Below are 22407 nucleotides of genomic sequence, written 5' to 3'. Positions count from 1 at the left end.
CGGATACCCTTGATGCGGCGGACTGGGGGCGGAATGACAAAGACGGTACTGATCGTCGAGGACAATGAGCTCAACATGAAGCTCTTCAACGACCTGTTGGAGGCGCATGGCTATGCGACGCTCAAGACGGCCGACGGCATCGAGGCGATCGAACTCGCCCGCAGGCACCATCCCGACCTGATCCTGATGGACATCCAGCTGCCGGAAGTCTCCGGGCTGGAGGTGACCAAATGGATCAAGGAGGACGATGCCCTGAAAAGCATCCCGGTGATCGCCGTCACGGCCTTCGCGATGAAGGGCGATGAGGAGCGGATCCGCGATGGTGGCTGCGAGGCCTACATCTCCAAGCCGATCTCGGTGGGCAAATTCCTGGAGACCGTGCGCGCCTATCTCGGCGCGGCCTGAAGGGACGAGCCTGCATCATGTCAGCCCGCGTCCTGGTCGTCGATGACGTAGCCACCAATGTGAAGCTGCTCGAGGCCAAGCTCTCGGCCGAGTATTTCGATGTGGTGACGGCGACGAACGGCATCGACGCGCTGGCGATCTGCGAACGCGGCGAAGCCGACATCGTACTGCTCGACGTGATGATGCCGGTAATGAACGGCTTCGAGGTCTGCCGGCGCCTGAAGACCGGGCCGACCACGGCGCATATCCCGGTGGTGATGGTCACGGCCCTCGACCAGCCGAGCGACCGCCTCAAGGGGCTCGATGCCGGCGCCGACGATTTCCTGACAAAGCCGCTCGACGACACCGCCTTATTCGCGAGGGTGCGCAGCCTGGTGCGCCTGAAGGCGGTGACCGACGAGCTGCGGCAGCGGGCGCTGGCCTCGCGCCGGCTCGGTATCGCCGATCCGCTGGCCGCCGCGGCAGCTGAAACCGGGCTCAACGGCCGCATCCTTTTGATCGAGGACCGACCGCTGATCGCCGAGCGTCTGACGCAGGCGCTCTCGACCTTCCACTCGATCGAGGTCGAGTCCGATGCGCCAACCGCCCTGGCGCGCGCCGCCGAGGGCGATTTCGAGATCGTGCTCGTCAGCCTCGACCTGCAATCCTATGACGGGCTGCGGCTGTGCAGCCAACTGCGCTCGCTGGAGAGCACGCGCAACCTCTCGGTGCTGATGCTGGGCGAGGCCGATGATCGCCGCCGCGTGCTGCGCGGCCTCGAGATCGGCGCCCATGACTTCCTCGTCCGGCCGATCGACCGCAACGAGTTGCTGGCGCGCGCCCGGACGCTGGTGCGCCGCAAGCGCTTCGCCGAGCGGCTGCGCGACAGCGTGCAGTCCTCGATGGAAATGGCGGTGATGGACCAGCTTACCGGGCTGTACAATCGCCGCTATCTCGATGGCCGCCTGGCGGTGCTCTTCGACGAATCCGCGCTCCGGGCGCGCTCCCTGTCGCTGCTCATCCTCGATGTCGACCACTTCAAGGTGGTGAATGACAGCTGGGGCCACGATGCCGGGGACGAGGTGCTGCGCGAGTTCTCCGACCGCGTCCGCGCCTGCACGCGCGGGATAGACCTCGTCGCGCGCATGGGCGGGGAGGAGATCGTCGTCGTCCTACCCGATACGGCGCTAGAGGCCGCCCGGGCAGTGGCGGAGCGAATCCGCGAGCGGGTCGAGGGCGAGCTGTTCCAGATCCAGGACGGCGCCCGCAGCATCGCGGTCACGGTGTCGATCGGCGTCGCCAGCCGGCGGGCGGGTGATTCCGGCCCGGCCGAGATGATGAAACGCGCCGACGAGGCGGTCTATCTCGCCAAGGCCGGCGGCCGCAATCGCGTCATCGTCGCCAACGCTGCCTGAGATCGACGGTCACGCGAAGCCTGGGCCGGCACTGACGGCCGCTCTTCGACCAATGTGCGTGCCCGGATGGAAGGCCGACGTCGACATGCGCACGGCCGTGAAGACCTAGCCTGCGCTCCGTTGCCGGAAGGGCTCTCGAAGATCGCCGATTGCTGACTGTCGCCCGTACGGCCCCTTCCGCAGGTGCTACGCAAGGTTTGCGCTGGCGATCCTAGGTAAGGTTATGTAAAATTTGAATATTTTTCATTTACCATAGTTTTTACAGTAAATGCCGAGGGTTATCCGGTAAGGTTAAAGGATGATGAAGAATGGTGAATCAACCCTAAACGATTGATTCGCAGGGGCTTCCGGGTAGGGTCGTTTTCAACAGGCGACAGCGACAAGCGGTCGCCCGGAACGCCCCTCGGGAACTCAGGTTCCGCCGCATCTCCTGGGAAACCGGTGGGCTCGGCCGGTCGGTAGCGGGATATCTGGCCTCATCAGATCCGCTATCGGCCGGCCACTATTTTTTCCGAAGGCGAGGAGCGGGGCCCGCGCTCAGCGGAAGGCGCGCTCCAGCAAGGCCGGCAGCCAATAGCCGAGCAGCCCGAATGCCGCCAGCAATCCCAGCAAGAGCAGCGCTGCCCTGACGCGGTGCAGCCAGAGGCGCGATTCGTCGACCTCGACGATCAGGCGCAGGAAGCGGCGCAGTGGCCCGATGCTGGGCTGGCGCGGTTCGGCGGGGGGCGGGCCGTTCAAGGCGTGGCTCCGGGTGAGAGAGCAGGGCGCTGGACGCTGCGCAACTTAGGAACGATGCTGCGAGTGCGCCAGAGGACCCATGCTGCTTGGGGCGCGCAGGCGCCATTTCGCTGGAATGTGTGCCCCAAACGCAAAAAACCGCCCGGATAGGGCGGTTCTCGCAAAAGCAGAAAGCTTGTAAGGCTGAGAGCCTTACTTGATCTTGGCTTCCTTGAACTCGACGTGCTTCCGCGCGACGGGGTCGTACTTCTTCTTCGACATCTTTTCGGTCATCGTGCGCGAGTTCTTCTTGGTCACGTAGAAGAACCCGGTGTCAGCCGTCGAGACGAGCTTGATCTTGATGGTCACGGCCTTGGCCATGGCGGAGCCCTCGAACTGGTGGGGCCGTTCTCGACCCGCGCATGAAAAAGAAAACGGCCGGGCGAGCCCGGCAATCCGATGGCGCCGGAATGCCGTATCGGAGCCTGCAAGTCAAGGAATATCGGGCGGCGGTCTCAGCCACCCGCGAAATGGCCGGCTTTCGCCAGCCAAACCGCTCAGATCAGCTCGCGCACGAAGCTGCCGCGCTTCTCCCAATAGAAGGGCACGGGCAGATAAGGAGCGAATCCGGCCTTCAGCCGCTCCTCGACCTCGGCGATGATCACCTTGGTGATGGTCGGCAGGTCGAGTTCGCGGGCTTCGTCGAAGGTGACGGAGACGAGATCGACCAGCTCCGAGTCGGGCCCGATGATTCCCTCGACCTTGCCGGCGACGGCGCTGGCGTCGACTGTGAAGAAGCGCGTGTCGAAGCGCTTCGGCCGGCGCGGCGGGGTGATCGCACGGGCGACGAAGGTGACGGCGCCGAGATCGGGAAAGATGCCTTTCGCTGCGAATTCCGACCAGATCCCGGCCGGCGGGTTTTCAGGCGCGCCGTATTCGGCGCTGCCGAAGAGCAGGCCGGTTTCCTCGAAGGTCTCGCGGATCGCGGCCAGAGCCAGCGCCCGCCCACGCTGGGCGCTCGGGCGTGCGCAGCGCGCCGCCAGGCGCTGCTCGCAGGGGCCGGGAAGGGCGCCGGTCGCAGTCATGTGGCGATCCTCGGGGTCGATCCTCCCGCCGGGGAAGACGTACTTTCCGGGCATGAACTTGTGGCTGGGATGGCGCTTGCCCATCAGCACGCGCGGCTGCCGGCCGGAATGATCGAGGATCAGCATGGTCGCGGCATCGACCGGCCGCAGATTGGTCGCGGTGCGGACGCGCTCGGCCTGGGTGAGGGTTACGGTATGATCGTTCACTGGCCGCCCGTCCTGCTTGCTGCGGGTTGAACCTCGACCTGCGGCGCGGAGCCGCCGAAGCCGTGCATGCGCAACGCCCATTGCAGCCCGATGACTGCGCCCTTCGTCGGCTGCATGAGAGCAAGGCATAGCACCACCGTCAGCAGCGGCCAGACCCACATATGCATGGCCATCGACCAGTCGCCATACTTTTCGACCAGCACCAGGCCGCCGACGACGATGTGGCCGACTATGGTGATGACGATATAGGGCGGCAGATCGTCGGCGCGCTGATGGTACAGCGCCTCGCCGCAGGCCTCGCAGGCATCGACGGGCTTCAGGAAGGCGCGGAACAGGCGGCCCTCGCCGCAATGCGGGCAGCGGCATCGCATGCCGCGCTTGATCGCCCGGCGCCAATCGCGCTCGTCGGCCGGAGCCGCGACGTCGTGATACTGAACGGACATGGCACTCTTCATCTTCGAGGCTTCGGCCTCAGCGCTTCCGGCCGGGCTTGGCACGCCCTGGCCGGGCCATATTGCGCTTTGCAGCTAGGGGACGCGTGGCCTTTTTGAAAGAGCGGTTCGATGTCACAGTGCGCCCCTCGCTCAGGAGCTCGAAGCGCAGGGCGCCCGCGACGGGGGCGGCCTCGACCAGGCGGACATGGACGCGGTCGCCCAAGCGCCAGCTCTCGCCGCTACGCTCGCCGATCAGTGCATGGGCTGCCTCGTCATAGCGGTAATAGTCGGCGCCCAGAGTCGAGGCGGGGACGAAGCCGTCGGCGCCGGTGCCGTCGAGCTTGACGAAGAGCCCGGCGCGGTTGAGCCCGCCGATGCGGCCGTCGAAGCTCGCGCCGATCTGGTCGGCGAGGAAATGCGCGATCAGCCGGTCGGTGGTTTCGCGCTCGGCCGCCATGGCGCGGCGCTCGGCCGCCGAGATCCGGGTCGCGACCTCGCGCAGCTCGGCGAGCGTCGTCGCTTTGGGCAGTCCGTCATCGCCGCGCTTCAGCGTCGCGATCAGGGCGCGGTGGACGACGAGGTCGGCATAGCGCCGGATCGGCGAGGTGAAATGGGCGTAGCGGCGCAGGTTGAGGCCGAAATGCCCGTAATTCTCGGCGACGTACTCGGCCTGGGCCTGGGTGCGCAGCACGACCTCGTTGATGAAGAGTTCGTTCTCCGAGCCCTTGATCATCTTCAGGATGCGGTTGAACAGCACCGGCCGCAGCGCGGCGTCCTTGGGCAGCTTGATGCCGATCGAGGCCAGGACCTCGCCGAGCACGCGCATCTTCTCGAGGGAGGGCTCGTCATGGCAGCGATAGATCAGCAGGCTGCCGGCCTTCTCCAGCGTCTCCGCCGCGGCGACGTTGGCGAGGATCATGAACTCCTCGATCAGCTTGTGCGTCGCCAGCCGGTCGGGGACGATGACGCGGTCGACCGAGCCGTCCGCCTTCAGGATCAGCTTGCGCTCGGGTAGGTCGAGATCGAGCGGCTGACGTGCATCGCGGGCCCGTGCCGCGATGCCATAGGCGGCCCAGAGCGGCATCAGGATGCTCTCGCGGATCGGGGCCGTCGCCTCGTCCGGCTGGCCGTCGATCGCGGCCTGCGCCTGCTGGTAGGAGAGCTTTGCGGCCGACCGCATCAGGATGCGGTGGAAGCTGTGACCCTTCTTCGAGCCGTCGGCCTTGAGCACGAGGCGGACGGCGAGCGCCGGCCGGTCCTCACCGCCGCGCAGCGAGCAGAGGTCGTTCGAGATCCGCTCCGGCAGCATCGGCACGACGCGGTCGGGGAAGTAGACCGAGTTGCCGCGCTCCAGCGCCTCGCGGTCGAGCGCTGAGCCCGGCCGGACGTAAGAGGCGACATCGGCGATGGCGACGGTGACGACATGGCCGCCGGGATTGTCAGGGTCCTCGTCCGGAGCGGCATGGACCGCGTCGTCATGGTCCTTGGCGTCGGCGGGGTCGATGGTGATCAGCGGCAGGTCGCGCCAGTCCTCGCGGCCGGCCAGCGTCGCCTTCGGCGCAGCCTCGGCCTCGGCCAGTGCCGCCGGCGAGAATTCGTTGGGGATGCCATGGGCATGGATCGCGATCAGCGACACCGCCCGCTCGGATTTCAGCGAGCCCAGCCGCTCGCGTACCTGTGCCTCCGGCGGGCCGAAGCGGCTTTCGCGCCGGAACGAGACCGAGACGAGGTCGCCATCCTGGGCGTTGCCGGTCTGGCCCTTCGGGATCAGCGCCTCGCGGCCCTGCGCCTTCTTGTCCACCGGGATGAGCCGGCCCGAGCCGTCGGGCACGGCGCGGAAGATGCCGAGCACCTGCGCCTTGGCCTTGCCCATGATCTTCAGGACGCGGCCGGACCAGGATATTCCGGCCGCGCCGCGCAGGCGCGAGAGCTTGAGCAGGACCTGATCGCCGATGCCAGGCGCTGCTACCGCCGGGCCGGTGCGACGCGAGCGCGACGGGCGGCCGCTCTCGATCAGGACCTTCGGTGCCTCTCCCTGGTCGGCCTCGTTCCATTCGAGCGGCACGGCGACGAGATCGCCGTCGCGGTCGCGTGCCTTGATCTCGCAGAGCAGCACGGCGGGGAGGGCGCTGTGCTTGCGCACCGGCGAGCCGTCCTCGGCCGCGTCGATATGCTCTTCATCCTCGAGCTCGCGCAGCAGGCGCTTGAGCCAAATCTTGCCGCCGGCATCGAGGCCGAAGGCCTTGGCGATGTCGCGGCGGCCGGGCTCGCGGCCGGCGGCGCGCTCCTCCTCGATGAAGGCGAGGATGGCCTGGCGGGGAAGGTCAGGGGCTGGCGCTGGCAAGCGGCGGCCTCATCAGGATATGGCGCTGCACAAAGATCACGCCTCTCTCTGGCATGTCCTGCCGCAACGCGCCAGAAGCGGCCGCGCAAGGCCGATCGCGCAAAAGAGAAGGGCTGCCCTCGCGGGCAGCCCTTCCATTGCCGAACCGCAGCCCCGGTAACCGGGCCTAGCGTCGCGAAAACTCAAACGGAACCGAACCCCTCATGGGACGAGTCCAGGCCATGCAGTCCCCGCGACAGCGGTTGATGACAATGAGACACTGGATCACCTCCTTTCAGTTGTTACCGACAAGATGAGGCTAAGGTGATTCCAGCGAGTGCGTAAACGACAAAGATTCAGCGCCGATTTCTCTGTCCACTGCCGAATTCGACGGCGTTTTTGTGCGCTGCACAGTGGATGCCCAAATATTCATCGGCCGATCTGCCTGCGTTTTATGCAAATGCGCCTACAATGTCGCGTTCGGTGCATAATTTCGCAGAAACCTGCCGCAAATCCCACCTAAACCGCAGCTTTTGCCGCGTCTGTTGCGCCTGCGAAGGCGAGCGAGGCAGTTGGCACGTCGCTTGCGATCCTCCTTTCGCCAGCCAGCAAGGCTGCGCCGCGCCCGGCAGGGGCGCGGTCAACAGAATCGATCGGGGGACATCTCGATGAAGCTCACACGTCGCGTTGTATTGGGTGCTGCCTTCCTCGGCGCCACGGCTCTCTCCACGGTGCTTCCCGCAGCCGCGCAGCAGGACACGATCAAGGTCGGCATCCTGCACTCGCTCTCGGGCACGATGGCGATCTCCGAGACGACGTTGAAGGACGTCATGCTCATGCTCATCGAGGAGCAGAACAAGAAAGGCGGCGTGCTCGGCAAGAAGCTCGAGGCCGTCGTCGTCGATCCCGCCTCGAACTGGCCGCTCTTCGCCGAGAAGGCGCGCGAGCTGATCGTCAAGGACAAGGTCGCGGCCGTGTTCGGCTGCTGGACCTCCGTCTCGCGCAAGTCGGTGCTGCCGGTGTTCAAGGAGCTGAACTCGATCCTGTTCTACCCCGTCCAGTACGAGGGCGAGGAGAGCGAGCGCAACGTCTTCTATACCGGCGCCGCACCGAACCAGCAGGCGATCCCGGCCGTCGACTATCTCGCCAAGGAGGAGAAGGTCGAACGCTGGGTTCTCGCCGGCACCGACTATGTCTACCCGCGCACCACCAACAAGATCCTGGAGGCCTACCTTCTCGCCAAGGGCGTGAAGAAGGAGGACATCCTGATCAACTACACGCCGTTCGGTCATTCCGACTGGCAGACCATCGTCTCCGACATCAAGAAGTTCGGTTCGGCCGGCAAGAAGACCGCCGTGGTCTCGACCATCAACGGCGACGCCAACGTGCCGTTCTACAAGGAGCTCGGCAACCAGGGCATCAAGGCGACCGACATCCCGGTCGTGGCCTTCTCGGTCGGCGAGGAGGAGCTCGCCGGCATCGACACCAAGCCGCTGGTCGGCCATCTCGCCGCCTGGAACTACTTCCAGTCGGTCAAGACGCCGGAGAACGAGGCCTTCATCAAGCAGTGGAAGGCCTTCAAGAAGAACGACAAGGCCGTCACCAACGACCCGATGGAAGCCCATGTCATCGGCTTCAACATGTGGGTGAAGGCGGTCGAGAAGGCCGGCTCTACCGATCCCGACAAGGTGATCGACGCGCTGCCGGGCATCGAGGCGCCGAACCTGACCGGCGGCGTCTCGAAGATGCTGCCGAACCACCACATCACCAAGCCGGTGCTGATCGGCGAGATCAAGGCCGATGGCCAGTTCGACGTGGTCTCGAAGACCGGCCTCGTCGCCGGCGACGCCTGGTCGAAGGAACTCGACGGCTCGAAGGACCTAGTCGGCGACTGGGTCGAGAAGAAGTGCGGCAACTTCAACGTCAAGACCGGCAAGTGCGGCGGCGGCGCCTGAGTTAACGAGGGGGAGGGGCGGCACGGTCGATCAACGCCCGGCCGCCCCTCGCAAATTTCCGCTCCCGTCTACGCTTCGAACTGACAATGCCCTCTCGGTCGTCCCGGCCGAAGCGAAGCGCAGAGCCGGGACCCATGCCTGAGCCTTTCCGAAAAGGGTTCAGGCATGGGTCCCGGGTCTCCCTGCGGTCGCCCGGGACGACCCGACCCCGAGACTTTCCGACAATGTCTCTTGCTATCCGCCTCATACGCATGCTGGCCGTCATCGTGGCGCTTCTCGCCGCGCCCGCCGTCGCCTTCGCACAGACTGCCGAAGAAGCCTTCGCGCGATTCAACGCCGACAGCTTCTCGGACACGGCGCGCGCCGTCGATATCCTCGTCCAGAGCGCGCATCCGAATGCGGGCGTCATCATCGAGGCGCTGGCCGATGGGCGGTTGCTCGCCGGGGGCGGTGCCGTAGGGGCGAAGACCAAGGACGGCGGCTTCCTAGACGCGCGCACCGGGCAGGCGCTTTCCGCCGAGCCGGGCGGTGTCAGCGCGGTCAGGCTGAACAACAATGTCCGGCGCGCGATCCAGGCGGCGCTCGGCAGCCTCGGGCTGATCAATCCCGATCCTGCCAAGCGCGTCGCCGCCGCCGAGGCGGTGTTCCGGGCGCGCGACGTCTCGGCGCTGCCGGTGCTCGAAGCTGCGATAGCCAACGAAAGCAACGATAGGGCCCGCCGTGCCTTGCGCGAGGCCCAGGCCGCCATCTTGATCGTCAAGACCGATGCGCCGCCCTTCGACCGCATCGCCGCCGTCGACGTGCTGCGCGAGCGCGGCGACCAGGATGCGCTGGCGACGCTGCGCGCCCTGCCGGGCGATGCCTCGCCGGCGCTGAAGGAGGTGCAGGCGCGCGCCATCTCCGAGATCGAGGGCAAGCTCGCTTTGTGGCAGGCCGGACAGAACCTCTGGTACGGACTCTCGCTCGGCTCGGTGCTGCTGCTCGCCGCGATCGGCCTCGCCATCACCTTCGGCGTGATGGGCGTGATCAACATGGCCCATGGCGAGATGGTGATGCTCGGCGCCTACACCACCTTCGTGGTGCAGGAGCTGATCCGCACCAATGCACCCTACCTGTTCGACTGGTCGCTGGCCTTCGCCTTGCCGGCCGCCTTCATCGTCGCCGGCGCGGTCGGCATCGCGATCGAGCGCGGCGTGATCCGCTTCCTCTATGGAAGGCCGCTGGAGACGCTGCTGGCGACCTGGGGCATCAGCCTGATCCTGCAGCAGGCGGTGCGGACCGCGTTCGGCCCGACCAATCGCGAAGTTGGCGCGCCCAGCTTCATGTCCGGTGCTTTCGAGCTTGGTGGCTTGGCCATCACCTGGAACCGGCTCTGGATCATCGTCTTCGCGGCGCTGGTCTTCGTCGCCCTGCTTGCCATCCTGAAACTGACGCCGATGGGCCTGCAGATGCGCGCCGTGACGCAGAACCGACGGATGGCGGCGGCGATGGGCATCCGCACCGGCCGGATCGACGCGCTGACCTTCGGGCTCGGCTCGGGCGTGGCCGGGCTCGCCGGCGTCGCACTCTCGCAGATCGACAATGTCAGTCCCAATCTTGGCCAGAGCTACATCATCGACAGTTTCATGGTCGTGGTCTTCGGCGGGGTCGGCAATCTCTGGGGCACGCTGATCAGCGCGATGACGCTCGGCGTCGCCAACAAGCTGCTCGAGCCCTATGCCGGCGCCGTGCTCGGCAAGATCGCGCTGCTCGTCTTCATCATCCTGTTCATCCAGAAGCGCCCGCGCGGCCTGTTCGCGCTGAAGGGCAGGGCGGTGGAAGCATGATCAGCCGCTTCCTGCTCTCGAACATGGATAGGCGAGGCTACGTCTTCCTCGCGCTCGTCGCCGCGATCGGCCTGCTGGTGCCGCTGGCGAACCTGCTGGTCCCGGCCGGCTCGCCCTTCCATGTCTCGACCGCGACGATGTCGCTCTGGGGCAAATACCTCTGCTACGCGCTGCTCGCGCTCTCGCTCGATCTGGTCTGGGGCTATTGCGGCATCCTCTCGCTCGGCCATGGCGCCTTCTTCGCGCTCGGCGGCTATGCGATGGGCATGTACCTGATGCGCCAGATCGGCTCGCGCGGCGTCTACGGCAATCCGGTGCTGCCCGATTTCATGGTGTTCCTGAACTGGCAGGAGCTGCCCTGGTACTGGTGGGGCTTCTCGTCCTTCCCCTTTGCCATGCTGATGGTGCTGGCCGTTCCCGGGCTGCTCGCCTTCGTCTTCGGCTGGTTCGCCTTCCGCAGCCGCGTCACCGGCGTGTATCTCTCGATCATCACCCAGGCGCTGACCTATGCGCTGCTGCTCGCCTTCTTCCGCAATGACATGGGCTTCGGCGGCAATAACGGGCTGACCGATTTCAAGGACATCCTCGGCTTCAGCGTGCAGGCGCAGACGACACGCGCCGCGCTCTTCGCCATGACCTGCGTGATGCTCGCCTCCGGCTTCCTGATCGCCCGCGGCATCGTCTCGTCGAAGCTCGGCAAGGTGGTGATCGCGATCCGTGACGCGGAATCCCGGACGCGTTTCCTCGGCTACCGGGTCGACCGCTTCAAGCTCTTCGTCTTCACGGTCTCGGCCTGCATGGCCGGCGTCGCGGGGGCGCTCTACGTGCCGCAGGTCGGCATCATCAATCCCGGCGAGTTCGCCCCGGCGAATTCGATCGAGACGGTGATCTGGGTCGCGGTCGGCGGGCGCGGCACGCTGGTCGGCGCGGCGCTCGGCGCCGTCGTCGTCAACTGGGCGAAGACGATGTTCACCTCCGGCTTCATGGCGCCGTACTGGCTGTTCGCCCTCGGCGTGCTCTTCGTCTTCGTCACCCTGTTCATGCCCAAGGGCATTCTGGGCACCGCGCAGGGCTGGTGGGAGAAGCGGCGCAAGCCCGCGGCCCTGCCGGCGGCCGAGCCGGCTCCGGCGGAGTAGATGCGATGAACGCTCCCGTGCCCGGCGCTCTCACCTCCTCGCTGCTCTATCTCGACGGCGTCAGCGTCTCCTTCGACGGCTTCAAGGCGATCCGCGGCCTGTCGCTGACCATCGCGCCCGGCGAGATGCGCGCCATCATCGGCCCGAACGGCGCCGGCAAGACGACGATGATGGACATCATCACCGGCAAGACCCGGCCCGACGAAGGCACGGTGATGTTCGGCGGCTCGGTCGATCTGACCCGGCTCGACGAGGCGGCGATCGCCAATCTCGGCATCGGCCGGAAGTTCCAGAAGCCGACCGTGTTCGACTTCCACACGATCGAGGACAACATCCTGCTTGCGCTGAAGTCGCAGCGCACCGTGCTGAAGACGCTGTTCTGGCAGACGGCGAGCGCGCAGCAAAAGCGGATCGACGACATTCTCGGCATCGTCAAGCTCGCCGACAAGCGCGAGCGCCTCGCCGGCTCGCTCTCGCACGGGCAGAAACAGTGGCTCGAGATCGGCATGCTGCTCGCCCAAGATCCCAAGCTCCTGCTCGTCGACGAGCCGGCCGCCGGCATGACCGATGGCGAGACGGCGCAGACCGCGGTGCTGCTCAAGGAGATCGCGCGGGATCATTCGGTGATCGTGGTCGAGCACGATATGGGCTTCATCCGCGAGCTCGGCGTCAAGGTGACGGTGCTGCACGAGGGCTCGGTGCTGGCCGAAGGGCCGCTCGATCAGGTCAGCGCCAATGAGCGCGTCGTCGAAGTCTATCTGGGGCGGTGAGGGCCATGGCTCATTCCACTCGCAACGACCGATCTTCAAACCGCGCGGTCATCCTGGACAAGCCGCGAAGCGGCGCAGCTCCGGGACCCATCGTAGTGCTCTGGAGCTGTACGATGGATCCCGGCGCTCCGCTTCGCTCCGGCCAGGATGACGGCGGCCTTCTTTGCAAAGCCGCGGCGTGTTCAGGAAACCTCCCATGCTGAGCGTCGAAGCCATCGATCTCCATTACGGCGCCGCCCAGGCTCTGCGGCGCGTCTCGCTCACCGCCGAGATCGGTAAGGTGACCTGCGTGATGGGCCGCAACGGCGTCGGCAAGACCTCGCTGATGCGCGCGATCGTCGGCCAGCAGCCGATCTCCGGCGGCCATGTCCGCCTCGACGGCCAGGATATATCGACCCTGCGCAGCGAGGCGAGGGCCCGCGCCGGCATCGCCTTCGTGCCGCAGGGCCGCGAGGTCTTCCCGCTCCTGACGGTGAAGGAGAACCTCGAAACCGGCTTCGCGCCCTTGCCCCGCAAGGAACGCTACATCCCGAACGAACTGTTCGACCTGTTCCCCGTGCTGAAGTCGATGCTCGGCCGGCGCGGCGGAGACCTCTCGGGTGGCCAGCAGCAGCAGCTCGCGATTGCGCGGGCGCTGGTCACCCGACCCAGGCTGCTGGTGCTGGACGAGCCGACCGAGGGCATCCAGCCTTCGATCATCAAGGATATCGGCCGCGCCATCGACTACCTCCGTCAAAAGGGTGGCATGGCGATCGTGCTGGTCGAGCAGTATTTCGACTTCGCTCGCGACCTTGCCGACACGATGTTCGTGATGGACCGCGGCGAGGTCGTGCTGGCCGGACCGATGGCGGAGCTAGATGGCGCGCAGGTTCAAAGGTTGATTCAGGTCTGACGGCCAATGCGTTGAGGCGGAATCGCTTTCCGTCATGGTCGGGCTTGTTCCCGACCATCCACGTCTTGCCCGGCTGATAGAATGCCGTGTTCAAGACGTGGATGCTCGCCACAAGGGCGAGCATGACGGAGACCTGCCCCGCTAATTCAGGGTCAGCTGCTCGGCAGCGCCCCCTTCAAAACTCCAGCGGCGCGTTGTCGATGACCTCCTTCATCACGAAGAAGGTGCGGGTCTGGCGCACGCCGGGCAGGGCGAGCAGCGCCTTGGCATGCAGCTTGTTGAAGTCGGCGAGGTCGCGCACGCGGATCTTGAGGAAATAGTCGAAATCGCCGGCGACGATGTGGCAGTCGAGCACGACGGGGAGCTGCTTCACCGCCTCTTCGAACAGGCCAAAACTCTCCGGCGTCGAGCGGTCGAGCACCACGCCGACAATGGCGAGCGTGCCTTTGTCGACCTTGTGCGGGTCGATCTGCGCCCTGACGCCGGTGACATACCCCTCGGCGAACAGGCGCTGGATGCGGCGATGACAGGTGGCCGCGCTGGTGTTCACGCGCTTGGCGATCTCGGCATTGCCCATGCGCCCATCGGCTTGCAGCAGTCGCAGGATCTTGAGGTCGGTGCGGTCGAGTTCCGGCTCCATGAACGATTCTTCCGTTTTGGCTGCCATCAATGTCGCCATAGCCTAGCAGATGACAGGTTTGGCGAAAGCAGAGAGAAAATTGCGAACCAAGTTCGGGAGCACCTTTCAGGGCCGTTTTGCTAGCGTTTGCGGGCCATTTCAGAAGGGAAACCCGCCATGCTCGCCAAGTTCGAACGCTATCCCCTGACCTTCGGGCTGTCGCCGATCGAGAAGCTGTCGCGGCTCTCCGCGCATCTCGGTGGCGGGGTCGAGCTCTATGCCAAGCGAGAGGACTGCAATTCCGGCCTCGCCTTCGGTGGCAACAAGCTGCGCAAGCTTGAATACATCGTCCCCGATGCGATCGCGTCCGGCGCTGACACGCTGGTCTCGATCGGCGGCGTTCAGTCGAACCACACCCGCATGGTCGCAGCGACGGCCGCCAAGATCGGCATGAAATGCCGCCTCGTTCAGGAAAGCTGGGTGCCGCATGAGGACGCGGTCTATGACCGGGTCGGCAATATCCTGATGTCGCGGGTGATGGGCGCGCATGTCGAGCTGGTCGACGAGGGGTTCGACATCGGCATCCGCGCGAGCTGGGAAAACGCGCTGGCGGATGTGAAGGCCAAGGGCGGCAAGCCCTACGCGATCCCGGCCGGTGCCTCCGTGCACAAGTTCGGCGGGCTCGGCTATGTCGGCTTCGCCGAGGAGGTGAGGGCGCAGGAAGAAGCGCTCGGCTTCACCTTCGACTACATCGTCGTCTGCACCGTCACCGGATCGACCCATGCCGGCATGGTCGTCGGCTTCGCCAAGGATGGTCGCCAGCGCAAGGTGATCGGCATCGACGCTTCCGCCACTCCGGCGCAGACGAAGGCGCAGGTGCTCGACATCGCGCAGAAGACCTCCGAGCTGGTCGGCGGCAAGGACATCACGGCCGACGATATCGTGCTGAACGAGGACTACGCCTATCCGGTCTATGGCGTGCCCTCCAAGGAGACGATCGAGGCGATCCGCCTGTCGGCCCGGCTCGAGGGCATGATGACCGACCCCGTCTATGAGGGGAAATCGATGCAGGGCATGATCGACCTCGTGAGGAAGGGCTTCTTCCCGGCTGGATCTAAGGTGCTCTACGCCCATCTCGGCGGCGTGCCGGCGATCAACGGCTACAGCTACACCTTCCGCAATGGTTGAGCGCCATGGAGGCGCTCGTCCTCTGTGAGATCGCGGCGGAGCGCGATGATCTGCGCGAGACGCTGCTGGCGCGTGTCGGCCGGCTCGGCCTTAGCGGACGCGCGAAGCTCAGCTTCGTCGCCCGCGACCGCGCGCCGTCCGCCAGCGTCGTGCTGGCGGTCGGCTTCCCGGATGCGGTCGAGGCGGCACGTTTTGCCGCCGAGGCTGCTGGCGAAGGGGTAGCTCCGGCCGCCATCAGGCTGCTCGCGCTCGAAGCGACCTGGCAGGCCGAGCCGCTGCCGCTGATGTTTCCGTGACGGGATCGGCGCCTGCTCCTGCGATCCGGCGCCGGCTCAGAGCTCGATTCAGGTTTGGCTGCCAAGGCGCTGAAGCGGAATCGCTTCTTGCTCGGCGAGGCCTGGCGTCATGGTCGGGCTTGACCCGACCATCTCAGGCCGGATGAGGCTCCGGCCTGCACCTTCGCGTCATGAGATTCCCGGGTCTGCGCTGCGCTTCGCCCGGGAATGACGGCGCCGCACCGCCGGAGGCCTTCCTCCTCTAAGGTGACGGCGGCCGTGCTGCGGCGATGCCGGCGACGGCCACGTCCGGCAGATCACCGATCACCGTGCCGACCGTCTTCGGCTTGGTGAGCGGGGCGGGAGTCGGCTGGTTGCTGTGTAGCAGGTCGAGGCCGGCATGGATGTCGCTCGCGACCTGGAGGTCGAGCCGTTCGGCGTCGCGGCGGCGAACATCCTCGACGATCTCGACGACCTCGTCCTCCGGCACGCCCAGCGCGCGCAAGACCTCGCCGCCGAAGACCATGGCGGATTCGAAGGTCTCGCGGATCTGGTACTCCACCCCGGCGCGGATCAGGTCCATGGAATGGCCGCGGTCGAAGGAGCGGACGAAGAGCTTTGCATGCGGGAACTCGGCCTGGGCCACCCGCACGATCGCGTTCGCGGTGTCGCGGTTCTCGACGCAGACCAGGATCGCCTCGGCATGATGCGCGCCCGAGGCGTGCAGGATGTCCGCGCGGGTGCCGTCGCCGTAATAGACCTTGAAGCCGAAGCTCGCGGCGGCCTCGATCATCTCGACATCGGTCTCGATCAGCGAGACGCTGAAGCCACGGGCGAGGAGGCCCTGGCTCGCCACCTGTCCGAAGCGGCCGAAGCCGACGACGAGCACGCGCCCCTCCAGCCCTTCCGCATGCTCGACGCCGTCGAGCGATTCCCGTTCGGCCGGCATGAAGCGGTCGATCAGGAGGACGACGAGCGGGGTGAGCGCCATGGAAAGGATCACCACGGCGCTGGTGATGGCGTTGACCTTCGCATCGAAGATGCCGGCCGCGGTGGCGGCGCCGTAGAGCACGAAGGCGAATTCGCCGCCCTGCGAGAACAGCGCGACGCGGGTGATCGCATCGCGCGTGCGGGTGCCGAAAAGCTTCGCGACGATGAAGATGCCGGCTGCCTTGACCAGCATGAAGGAGGCGACGCCGAGCGCGACGACGCGCCATTCCTGGGCGATCAGCTTGAGATCGAGCGACATGCCGACCGCCAGGAAGAACATGCCGAGCAGGAGGCCGCGGAACGGCTCGATATCGGCCTCGAGCTGGTGGCGGAAGGTCGATTCCGAGAGCAGCACGCCGGCGAGGAAGGCGCCCATCGCCATGGAGAGGCCGCCGAGCTGCATGGCGAGCGCCGAACCGAGCACGACGAGCAGGGCCGCGCCGGTCATGACCTCGCGGGCCTGGGCATTGGCGAGCAGGCGGAACATCGGGTTGAGCAGGTATTTGCCGGCGAGGACGAGGCCGACGAGCGAGCCGGCGCCGATCAGCAGCGGCATCAGCCCGCCGCTTCCGGCCGCCTTGGCCGGCGCCAGCACCGCGACGATGGCGAGCAGCGGCACGATGGCGAGGTCTTCGAGCAGGAGGATCGAGACCGCCTGCTGGCCGTGCGGCGTCGAGGCTTCGCCGCGCTCGTTCAGCATCTGCATCACGACGGCGGTGGAGGAGAGCACGAAGCCCATGCCGGCGATGAAGGCGGCAGCCGGCGCAAGGCCGGCGAGAATGCCGACGCCGGTCAGAAGCGCGCCGCAGAGCCCGACCTGAGCGACACCGAGGCCGAAGATCTCGCCGCGCAGATTCCAGAGCCGGGCCGGCTGCATCTCCAGCCCGATGATGAATAGGAACATCACGACGCCGAATTCGGCGAGGTGCAGCACGCTTTCCGGATGCGGGAACAGGCCAATTCCCGAAGGGCCGATCAGGACGCCGCCGGCGAAATAGCCGAGGACGGAGCCGAGCTTCAGCCGCCGGAAGATCGGGACGGCGATGACGCCCGCACCCAGAAGCCCGACGGCCTGAACCAGCTCCGGAGAAAAGCCCTGCGCTGCCATGACGCTCCCTGCTGCCGCTGCCGGCGCAGAGGCGCGCCTGTTCGACAAAGAAGGCCCCCGCCGGATTTAGGCAAGCGTTCGATCGCCGGTGGACACGCTCAAAAGCTGGTGATCGGCTGCGGCCGGAGCCTGCGAGCGCTCGGCAATGACCTTTGGGACGCTGCCGAAAGCGGGGGCGCCGCGCTTGCCCGCAGCCCGGCATCGGGGCATGTAGCGTGCCCAAAGCCGGCTTTGGCCCGGCAGCAGGAGCGTTTGCGATGCAGCTTGGAGTGGTCGGCCTCGGCCGGATGGGAGCCAATATCGTCCGGCGGCTGCACCGCGCCGGGCACAATTGCGTCGTCTACGACCGCGACCCGAAGCCGGGTGCAGCGCTGGCCAAGGACGGCGCCGTCAATGTCGGCGATCTCAAGGAGATGGTGGGCAAGCTTCAGGCGCCGCGGGCGATCTGGATCATGCTGCCGGCCGGCGAGATCACCGAAGGGACGCTTGCCGAGCTCGCCGGCATGCTCGAGCCCGGCGATACGCTGATCGACGGCGGCAACGCCTTCTGGAAGGACGATGTCCGGCGCGGGCGCGAGCTCGCGGCCAAGGGGCTGCACTATCTCGACATCGGCACCTCCGGCGGCGTGCATGGTCTCGAGCGCGGCTACTGCCTGATGGTCGGCGGCGACAAGGGCGTGTTCGACCGGCTGGAGCCGATCTTCAAGGCGCTGGCGCCGGGCAAGGGCGACATCGAGCCGACCGGCCATCGCGAAGGCCGCAACCCGACGGCGGAGCAGGGCTATCTGCATTGCGGCCCGGCCGGCGCCGGGCATTTCGTCAAGATGGTCCATAACGGCATCGAGTACGGGATGATGCAGGCCTTCGCCGAGGGCTTCGACCTCCTGCGCAACGCCTCGGCCAAGGACGGCCTGCCGGAGGAATACGGCTTCGACTTCGACACGGCCGAGATCGCCGAGGTCTGGCGCCGCGGCTCGGTCGTCACCTCCTGGCTGCTCGACCTGACCGCCGCGGCGCTCGCCGCAGACGAGGAGCTCTCGGCCTATTCCGGCCATGTCTCGGATTCGGGCGAGGGGCGCTGGACCGTGCAGGCCGCGGTCGAGACCGCGACGCCGGCAGAGGTGCTGACCTCCTCGCTCTACACCCGCTTCCGCTCGCGCAAGGACCACACCTTCGCCGAGAAGATCCTCTCCGCCATGCGGGCAGGCTTCGGCGGCCATGTCGAGCCGAAGAAGCAGGGCTGAGCGAATGAGCGTCTCGAACAGTAACGGCAAGCCAGCCGTCATCGTCGTCATGGGCGTCGCGAGTTCGGGCAAGACCTCGCTCGGCGAGCGGCTGGCGGAGCGGCTCGGCTGGCCCTTCCGCGATGCTGACAGCTTTCACCCGCCCGAGAATGTCGCAAAAATGTCGAGCGGGACGCCGCTGACGGACGAGGACCGCAAGCCCTGGCTGGCGGCGATCGCGGCCTGGATCGACGGGCTGCGCACGACCGGCGGCAACGGCATCGTCACCTGCTCGGCGCTGAAGAAGGCCTATCGCGACGTCATCGTCGGCGACCGGCCCGACGTCACGCTGGTCTATCTCAGGGGCTCGCGCGAACTGATCGGCCAGCGCATGGCGGCGCGCCAGCACCACTTCATGCCGCCGGCCTTGCTCGACAGCCAGTTCGCGACGCTGGAGGAGCCGGGTGCGGACGAGAAGCCGCTCGTCGTCCAGGTCGAGGCCAGCAAGGAAGCGATCGTCGATCAAGTCTTGCGCGAGCTGCGGCTGGGTTGAGCGGCTTTGGCTTCGTTGTTCCCGCGCGATGATGTGAGGGCAGCCGTTAGCTGCGCCTGAGCCTTCCCCGTCATGGTCGGGCTCGTCCCGACCATCCACGTCTTCCTTGCTCACATGCGGTGTTCGAGACGTGGATGCTCGCCACGAGGGCGAGCATGACGGTTCCGGGCGCGTCAGACCCCGACCAGCCTGAGCCGGGTTCCCCAGGGATCGGTGCTCTCGAAGCCGCGTGCGACCTCAGTCGGAGCGAACCCGGCGCGCGCCATGCGTTCGCGCTGCGCCGTGAGCAGGCGGGGATCGGCGACCTCCAGCGAGAACCAGTCGAGACCGGTTGCCGCGAGGTCGCGGCTGCCGGCGCCGGCGCTGTTCCAGGTGTTGAGCGCGACATGGTGATGATAGCGCCCTGAAGACAGGAAGCTGGCCGTGTCGCGTCGCGAGGTCGAATCGAGGCCGATGGCGTCGCGGTAGAAGCTCTCGGACTGCTGGATGTCGCCGACGCGCAAATGCATGTGGCCGATGCGCAGCCCGGCGGGAGCCGAGCTGTAGTCGTTGCGGCTGGTGTCGGTGAGGCTAAGGATGCCGTCGACGTCGAGCCGGTGCGTGCCCATCACGACGCGCTCGCCCTCCCAGCGCCAGAGGCGCGGGTCGCGATCGGCATAGACCTCGATGCCGTTGCCCTCGGGATCGTCGAGATAGACGGCTTCGCTGACGCTGTGGTCGGCGAAGCCGGTGAGGGGCGTCTGGTTGCGGGCGACATGCACGAGCCAGCGCGCGAGATCGCGACGCGAGGGCATCAGGAAAGCGGTGTGGAACAGGCCGGCGGCGTTGCGCGGTTCAATCTGCGCCTGTGGCCGCGCCTCCATGAAGACGAGGGGGACGCCGCCCGCCCCGAGCGTGACGCCATCCGCACTGGCCGAGATGACGGCGAAGCCGAGCACGGACTGGTAGTAGCGGCTCATCCGGTCGAGATCGCGCACGCGCAGGCCGATGGCGCCGCAGCGGATTGGCGTGCTGCCGGCAAAGCCCGGGGCGGTGGCCGCAATCGTGCCCGCCCCGGCTGTCGGCGTTCCCTCCGCCCGGGCCGCGGCGGCGGCCACGGCGAGTGAGGCCGTTCCGGCCAGTCGCAACAATTTCCGCCGGGTCAGTTCGATCGTCATCGCCATCCATTCCGCTCGCGGCGCATTGCCGCTGCGGCAGTGCAGAGCATTCTTTGCATCCGGATGCATGTCACAAGCGCGAGAGAGGGGCAAAATCCGCTCAGGCGGTCGCAATGCAGCCGCGCCGGCATTCGTCCGGCGCATCATAACGGACAAGACCCCCGACAATGCGCAATTTTCTAATGGTCACACTGCCCCGGACCGCCCTCGGCCTGCTCTTCCTGGTCAGTGCCGCCGACGGCTTCTGGTATCTGGCGACCGGTAATCACCTGATCCATCCGCCGGTGACGGAAATCGGCCTCGCCTGGGAACGCTCGCTGGAGCAGGCAAGATTCTTCCTGCCGCTGCTGAAGAGCGTGAACCTGGTCGGCGGGCTCCTGCTGCTGCTCAACATCGCGCCGGCGCTCGGGCTGGCGCTGATCGCGCCGGTGATGACGGTGATCGTGCTGTTCCATGCCGAGCTCAACCCGCAGGGGATTCCGGTTGCGGCGATCGTCGCCATCTGCGGCGCGTTGCTCGTCTTCGCCTATCGCGGCCGCTATGCGGCGCTGCTGCGTTGACGACGTCCGAGACCGCCGCCTCCGGTCAGAGATCGGAGGCGGAGCCCCATTCGGGGACATGGGTCGCGAGCTTGTCGAGCAGCTTGCCGAGCTGCGCCCGTTCGCCAGGGTCGAGGCAGGCGAGCATTGCCGCCTCCCGCGCCTGCAGCATCGGGATGTAGCGCTCGTAGAGCGCCCGGCCCTCGGCCGTGAGGTAGAGCAGCTGGCGGCGATTGTCGGCCGGGTCGGGCTCCCGGCGGATCAGCTTCTTCTTGTCGAGCAGGATCACGGCGCGGCTGACGCTCGCCTTGAGATGGCCGGAGAATTCGCAGAACTCGCTCGCGCTCGCGCCGTCGCGGACGGTCAGGAAGATCAGGATGACGATCTCCGGCCGGGTCAGCCCGAGCTCCGTCTCGATCATGCGGAAAGAGGGCTCCCGATAGAAATTCAGGACGTAGCCGATCTTGTAGGCGGTCGGGATCGCCGTCCCGTCCAGGATGGCGCGCCGCTGCGCGGCGTCCAGCCCGGCGGACTCGTCCTGTTGAATTAGTCTCACATTAGACTTTTTTGTTGCGCGCGCCATGAGCCGGTCCTAGCATCCTCGGCAACAGATGGCACGGCCTTGCCGCGCCGGGAGGAGGCGATGGACCAGGCTGGTGCCACAGGGCGGCAGGCGCATTCGCGCGCGCTTCAACGGCAATGCTTCTATTCGGGCACCGAGGCCCATCCGATCTATGTCGACCGGCTCGGTGCGGCCGGGGCCGGGCGCCTGCCCATCGTGCTCGTCCATGGCGGCGGCCATACCGGCGCCTGCTATCTGACGACGCCCGATGGCCGGCCCGGCTGGGCACATGCCTTCGCCGCCACCGGCCGCGAGGTCTTCGTTCCGGACTGGCCGGGCCATGGCCGCTCGCCGATGCGGCCGGATTTCGCGACGCTTTCGACAGTGGAGATCGCGACCTCGTTGATGCGCCTGCTGGAGCAGGTCGGGCCGGCGGTGCTGCTGGTGCATTCGGCGAGCGGGCCGATGGCCTGGTGGATCGCCGAGCAGGCTCCGGAGGCGGTCGCAGGAATCGTCGGAGTCGCGCCGGGCGGCCCGGCCAATCTCCTGCCTGTGCTGCCCGACGATGCCGAGGCGGTGGCGAAGCTGAAGGATGATGAGAGCCTGGGTTGCCCGGTCCGGGTCGAGGAGGACAGGCCGCTCTTCATCCCGCCCGAATTCATGCGGGCCTACTGGGCCAACTCCGAGCGCTTCCCGAAACAGGCCTTCGAGGTCTATCGGCGCTCGATCGTGCCCGAGAGCGCACGCCTGATGAACGAGCGCTTCAATATTGGCGGCAAAGGCTTGCGGATCGGGGATCCTGCGGCGCTGGCGGGGCATCCGATCCTGATCGTCACCGGCGACAGCGACCCGCGCCATCCGCGCGCGGTCGACGAGGCTACGGCCCGCTATCTCGGCGCCGAATTCGTCTGGCTGCCGGAGCGGGGGATCGCCGGCAACGGCCATATGCCGATGTGCGAGGACAACAGCGACGAGATCGCGGCCCTGATCGTCGCCTGGCTGGAGGCCAAGGGTCTTTGACGTGAAGAACGCCGGCGCTTGTCGCAGCC

At 66.7% G+C, this 22407-nt stretch carries 22 protein-coding genes; 13 read left to right on the top strand and 9 right to left on the bottom strand.

All coding sequences use genetic code 11. The features are described 5' to 3' along the window. Positions 1-33: 33 nt before the first annotated feature. Positions 34-405 (top strand): response regulator, encoded by a 372-nt coding sequence (locus tag DK26_RS07600; RefSeq protein ID WP_066469952.1) that lies wholly within the window; start codon positions 34-36, stop codon positions 403-405. Between the two features lie 17 nt (positions 406-422). Beyond that, a complete protein-coding gene (locus DK26_RS07595; RefSeq protein WP_066469950.1) occupies positions 423-1799 on the top strand; it encodes a PleD family two-component system response regulator in 1377 nt (458 codons plus the stop codon). A 537-nt stretch (positions 1800-2336) separates the two neighbouring features. Here the strand turns inward: DK26_RS07595 and DK26_RS07590 are convergent. From DK26_RS07590 to rnr, 5 genes are all read right to left on the bottom strand, one after another. Beyond that, positions 2337-2537 carry a hypothetical protein gene (locus tag DK26_RS07590; protein WP_066469947.1) on the bottom strand — a complete coding sequence of 67 codons (201 nt, stop codon included), beginning with the start codon at positions 2535-2537 and terminating at the stop codon, positions 2337-2339. 192 nt (positions 2538-2729) lie between these two features. After that, complete coding sequence (rpmG, locus tag DK26_RS07585) at positions 2730-2897, bottom strand: 50S ribosomal protein L33 (protein ID WP_066469944.1); 168 nt, start codon at positions 2895-2897, stop codon at positions 2730-2732. A gap of 176 nt (positions 2898-3073) precedes the next feature. Next, the gene (locus tag DK26_RS07580) at positions 3074-3808 is read right to left on the bottom strand and encodes an NUDIX hydrolase (RefSeq protein ID WP_066469942.1); all 735 of its coding nucleotides are present in this window, start codon (positions 3806-3808) and stop codon (positions 3074-3076) included. Then, entirely contained in the window at positions 3805-4251 is a 447-nt protein-coding gene (locus DK26_RS07575) for a DUF983 domain-containing protein (protein WP_248309889.1), read from the bottom strand. Before DK26_RS07575 ends, DK26_RS07580 begins: the two co-directional genes overlap by 4 nt. Before the next feature lie 28 nt (positions 4252-4279). Next, on the bottom strand, positions 4280-6586 hold the full coding sequence (gene rnr, locus DK26_RS07570; protein WP_066469940.1) for a ribonuclease R: 2307 nt from the start codon (positions 6584-6586) through the stop codon (positions 4280-4282). Positions 6587-7233: 647 nt separating this feature from the next. On the opposite strand from rnr, the gene urtA reads away from it, so the two are divergent. The 5 genes from urtA to urtE all read left to right on the top strand — a co-directional run bounded on the left by urtA (position 7234) and on the right by urtE (position 13144). Then, on the top strand, positions 7234-8520 hold the full coding sequence (gene urtA, locus DK26_RS07565; protein WP_066469937.1) for an urea ABC transporter substrate-binding protein: 1287 nt from the start codon (positions 7234-7236) through the stop codon (positions 8518-8520). Positions 8521-8771: 251 nt separating this feature from the next. Next, complete coding sequence (gene urtB / locus DK26_RS07560; RefSeq protein ID WP_248309898.1) at positions 8772-10346, top strand: urea ABC transporter permease subunit UrtB; 1575 nt, start codon at positions 8772-8774, stop codon at positions 10344-10346. Continuing rightward, positions 10343-11482 (top strand): urea ABC transporter permease subunit UrtC, encoded by a 1140-nt coding sequence (gene urtC, locus DK26_RS07555; protein ID WP_066469932.1) that lies wholly within the window; start codon positions 10343-10345, stop codon positions 11480-11482. Before urtB ends, urtC begins: the two co-directional genes overlap by 4 nt. Before the next feature lie 5 nt (positions 11483-11487). After that, on the top strand, positions 11488-12252 hold the full coding sequence (gene urtD / locus DK26_RS07550; protein WP_066469929.1) for an urea ABC transporter ATP-binding protein UrtD: 765 nt from the start codon (positions 11488-11490) through the stop codon (positions 12250-12252). Between the two features lie 196 nt (positions 12253-12448). Next, a complete protein-coding gene (urtE, locus tag DK26_RS07545) occupies positions 12449-13144 on the top strand; it encodes an urea ABC transporter ATP-binding subunit UrtE (RefSeq protein WP_066469926.1) in 696 nt (231 codons plus the stop codon). 175 nt (positions 13145-13319) lie between these two features. Here urtE and DK26_RS07540 read toward each other — a convergent pair whose 3' ends face one another. After that, positions 13320-13784, bottom strand: a complete 465-nt coding sequence (locus DK26_RS07540) for an Lrp/AsnC ligand binding domain-containing protein (protein WP_066469924.1) — start codon at positions 13782-13784, stop codon at positions 13320-13322. A gap of 156 nt (positions 13785-13940) precedes the next feature. Between DK26_RS07540 and DK26_RS07535 the strand changes: the two genes are divergently transcribed. Next, complete coding sequence (locus DK26_RS07535; protein WP_066469923.1) at positions 13941-14951, top strand: 1-aminocyclopropane-1-carboxylate deaminase; 1011 nt, start codon at positions 13941-13943, stop codon at positions 14949-14951. Between the two features lie 5 nt (positions 14952-14956). Continuing rightward, complete coding sequence (locus DK26_RS07530; protein WP_066469922.1) at positions 14957-15247, top strand: hypothetical protein; 291 nt, start codon at positions 14957-14959, stop codon at positions 15245-15247. Between the two features lie 241 nt (positions 15248-15488). Here the strand turns inward: DK26_RS07530 and DK26_RS07525 are convergent, their stop codons facing one another. Further along, positions 15489-17324 carry a monovalent cation:proton antiporter-2 (CPA2) family protein gene (locus DK26_RS07525; protein ID WP_066469920.1) on the bottom strand — a complete coding sequence of 612 codons (1836 nt, stop codon included), beginning with the start codon at positions 17322-17324 and terminating at the stop codon, positions 15489-15491. A 257-nt stretch (positions 17325-17581) separates the two neighbouring features. Here DK26_RS07525 and gnd point away from each other — a divergent pair, with 257 nt between their 5' ends. Further along, positions 17582-18568 carry a phosphogluconate dehydrogenase (NAD(+)-dependent, decarboxylating) gene (gene gnd, locus DK26_RS07520; protein WP_066469918.1) on the top strand — a complete coding sequence of 329 codons (987 nt, stop codon included), beginning with the start codon at positions 17582-17584 and terminating at the stop codon, positions 18566-18568. A 4-nt stretch (positions 18569-18572) separates the two neighbouring features. Continuing rightward, positions 18573-19100, top strand: a complete 528-nt coding sequence (locus DK26_RS07515) for a gluconokinase (RefSeq protein ID WP_066469916.1) — start codon at positions 18573-18575, stop codon at positions 19098-19100. Positions 19101-19273: 173 nt separating this feature from the next. Here the strand turns inward: DK26_RS07515 and DK26_RS07510 are convergent, their stop codons facing one another. Continuing rightward, positions 19274-20257, bottom strand: a complete 984-nt coding sequence (locus tag DK26_RS07510; RefSeq protein ID WP_066470235.1) for a VOC family protein — start codon at positions 20255-20257, stop codon at positions 19274-19276. Positions 20258-20424: 167 nt separating this feature from the next. Between DK26_RS07510 and DK26_RS07505 the strand changes: the two genes are divergently transcribed. Next, a complete protein-coding gene (locus tag DK26_RS07505; RefSeq protein ID WP_157089555.1) occupies positions 20425-20817 on the top strand; it encodes a hypothetical protein in 393 nt (130 codons plus the stop codon). Between the two features lie 25 nt (positions 20818-20842). Here the strand turns inward: DK26_RS07505 and DK26_RS07500 are convergent, their stop codons facing one another. Then, complete coding sequence (locus tag DK26_RS07500; protein ID WP_248309888.1) at positions 20843-21352, bottom strand: MarR family winged helix-turn-helix transcriptional regulator; 510 nt, start codon at positions 21350-21352, stop codon at positions 20843-20845. Positions 21353-21439: 87 nt separating this feature from the next. On the opposite strand from DK26_RS07500, the gene DK26_RS07495 reads away from it, so the two are divergent. Further along, positions 21440-22378, top strand: a complete 939-nt coding sequence (locus DK26_RS07495) for an alpha/beta fold hydrolase (protein ID WP_066469912.1) — start codon at positions 21440-21442, stop codon at positions 22376-22378. Positions 22379-22407 lie beyond the last annotated feature (29 nt).

The organism is Allobosea sp. WAO, assembly GCF_001509835.1.
In the GTDB taxonomy this organism is placed as follows: Bacteria; Pseudomonadota; Alphaproteobacteria; order Rhizobiales; family Beijerinckiaceae; genus Allobosea.
The sequence above is the reverse complement of the archived record's forward strand: the minus strand, read 5'-3'. Positions and strand labels throughout refer to the sequence as shown.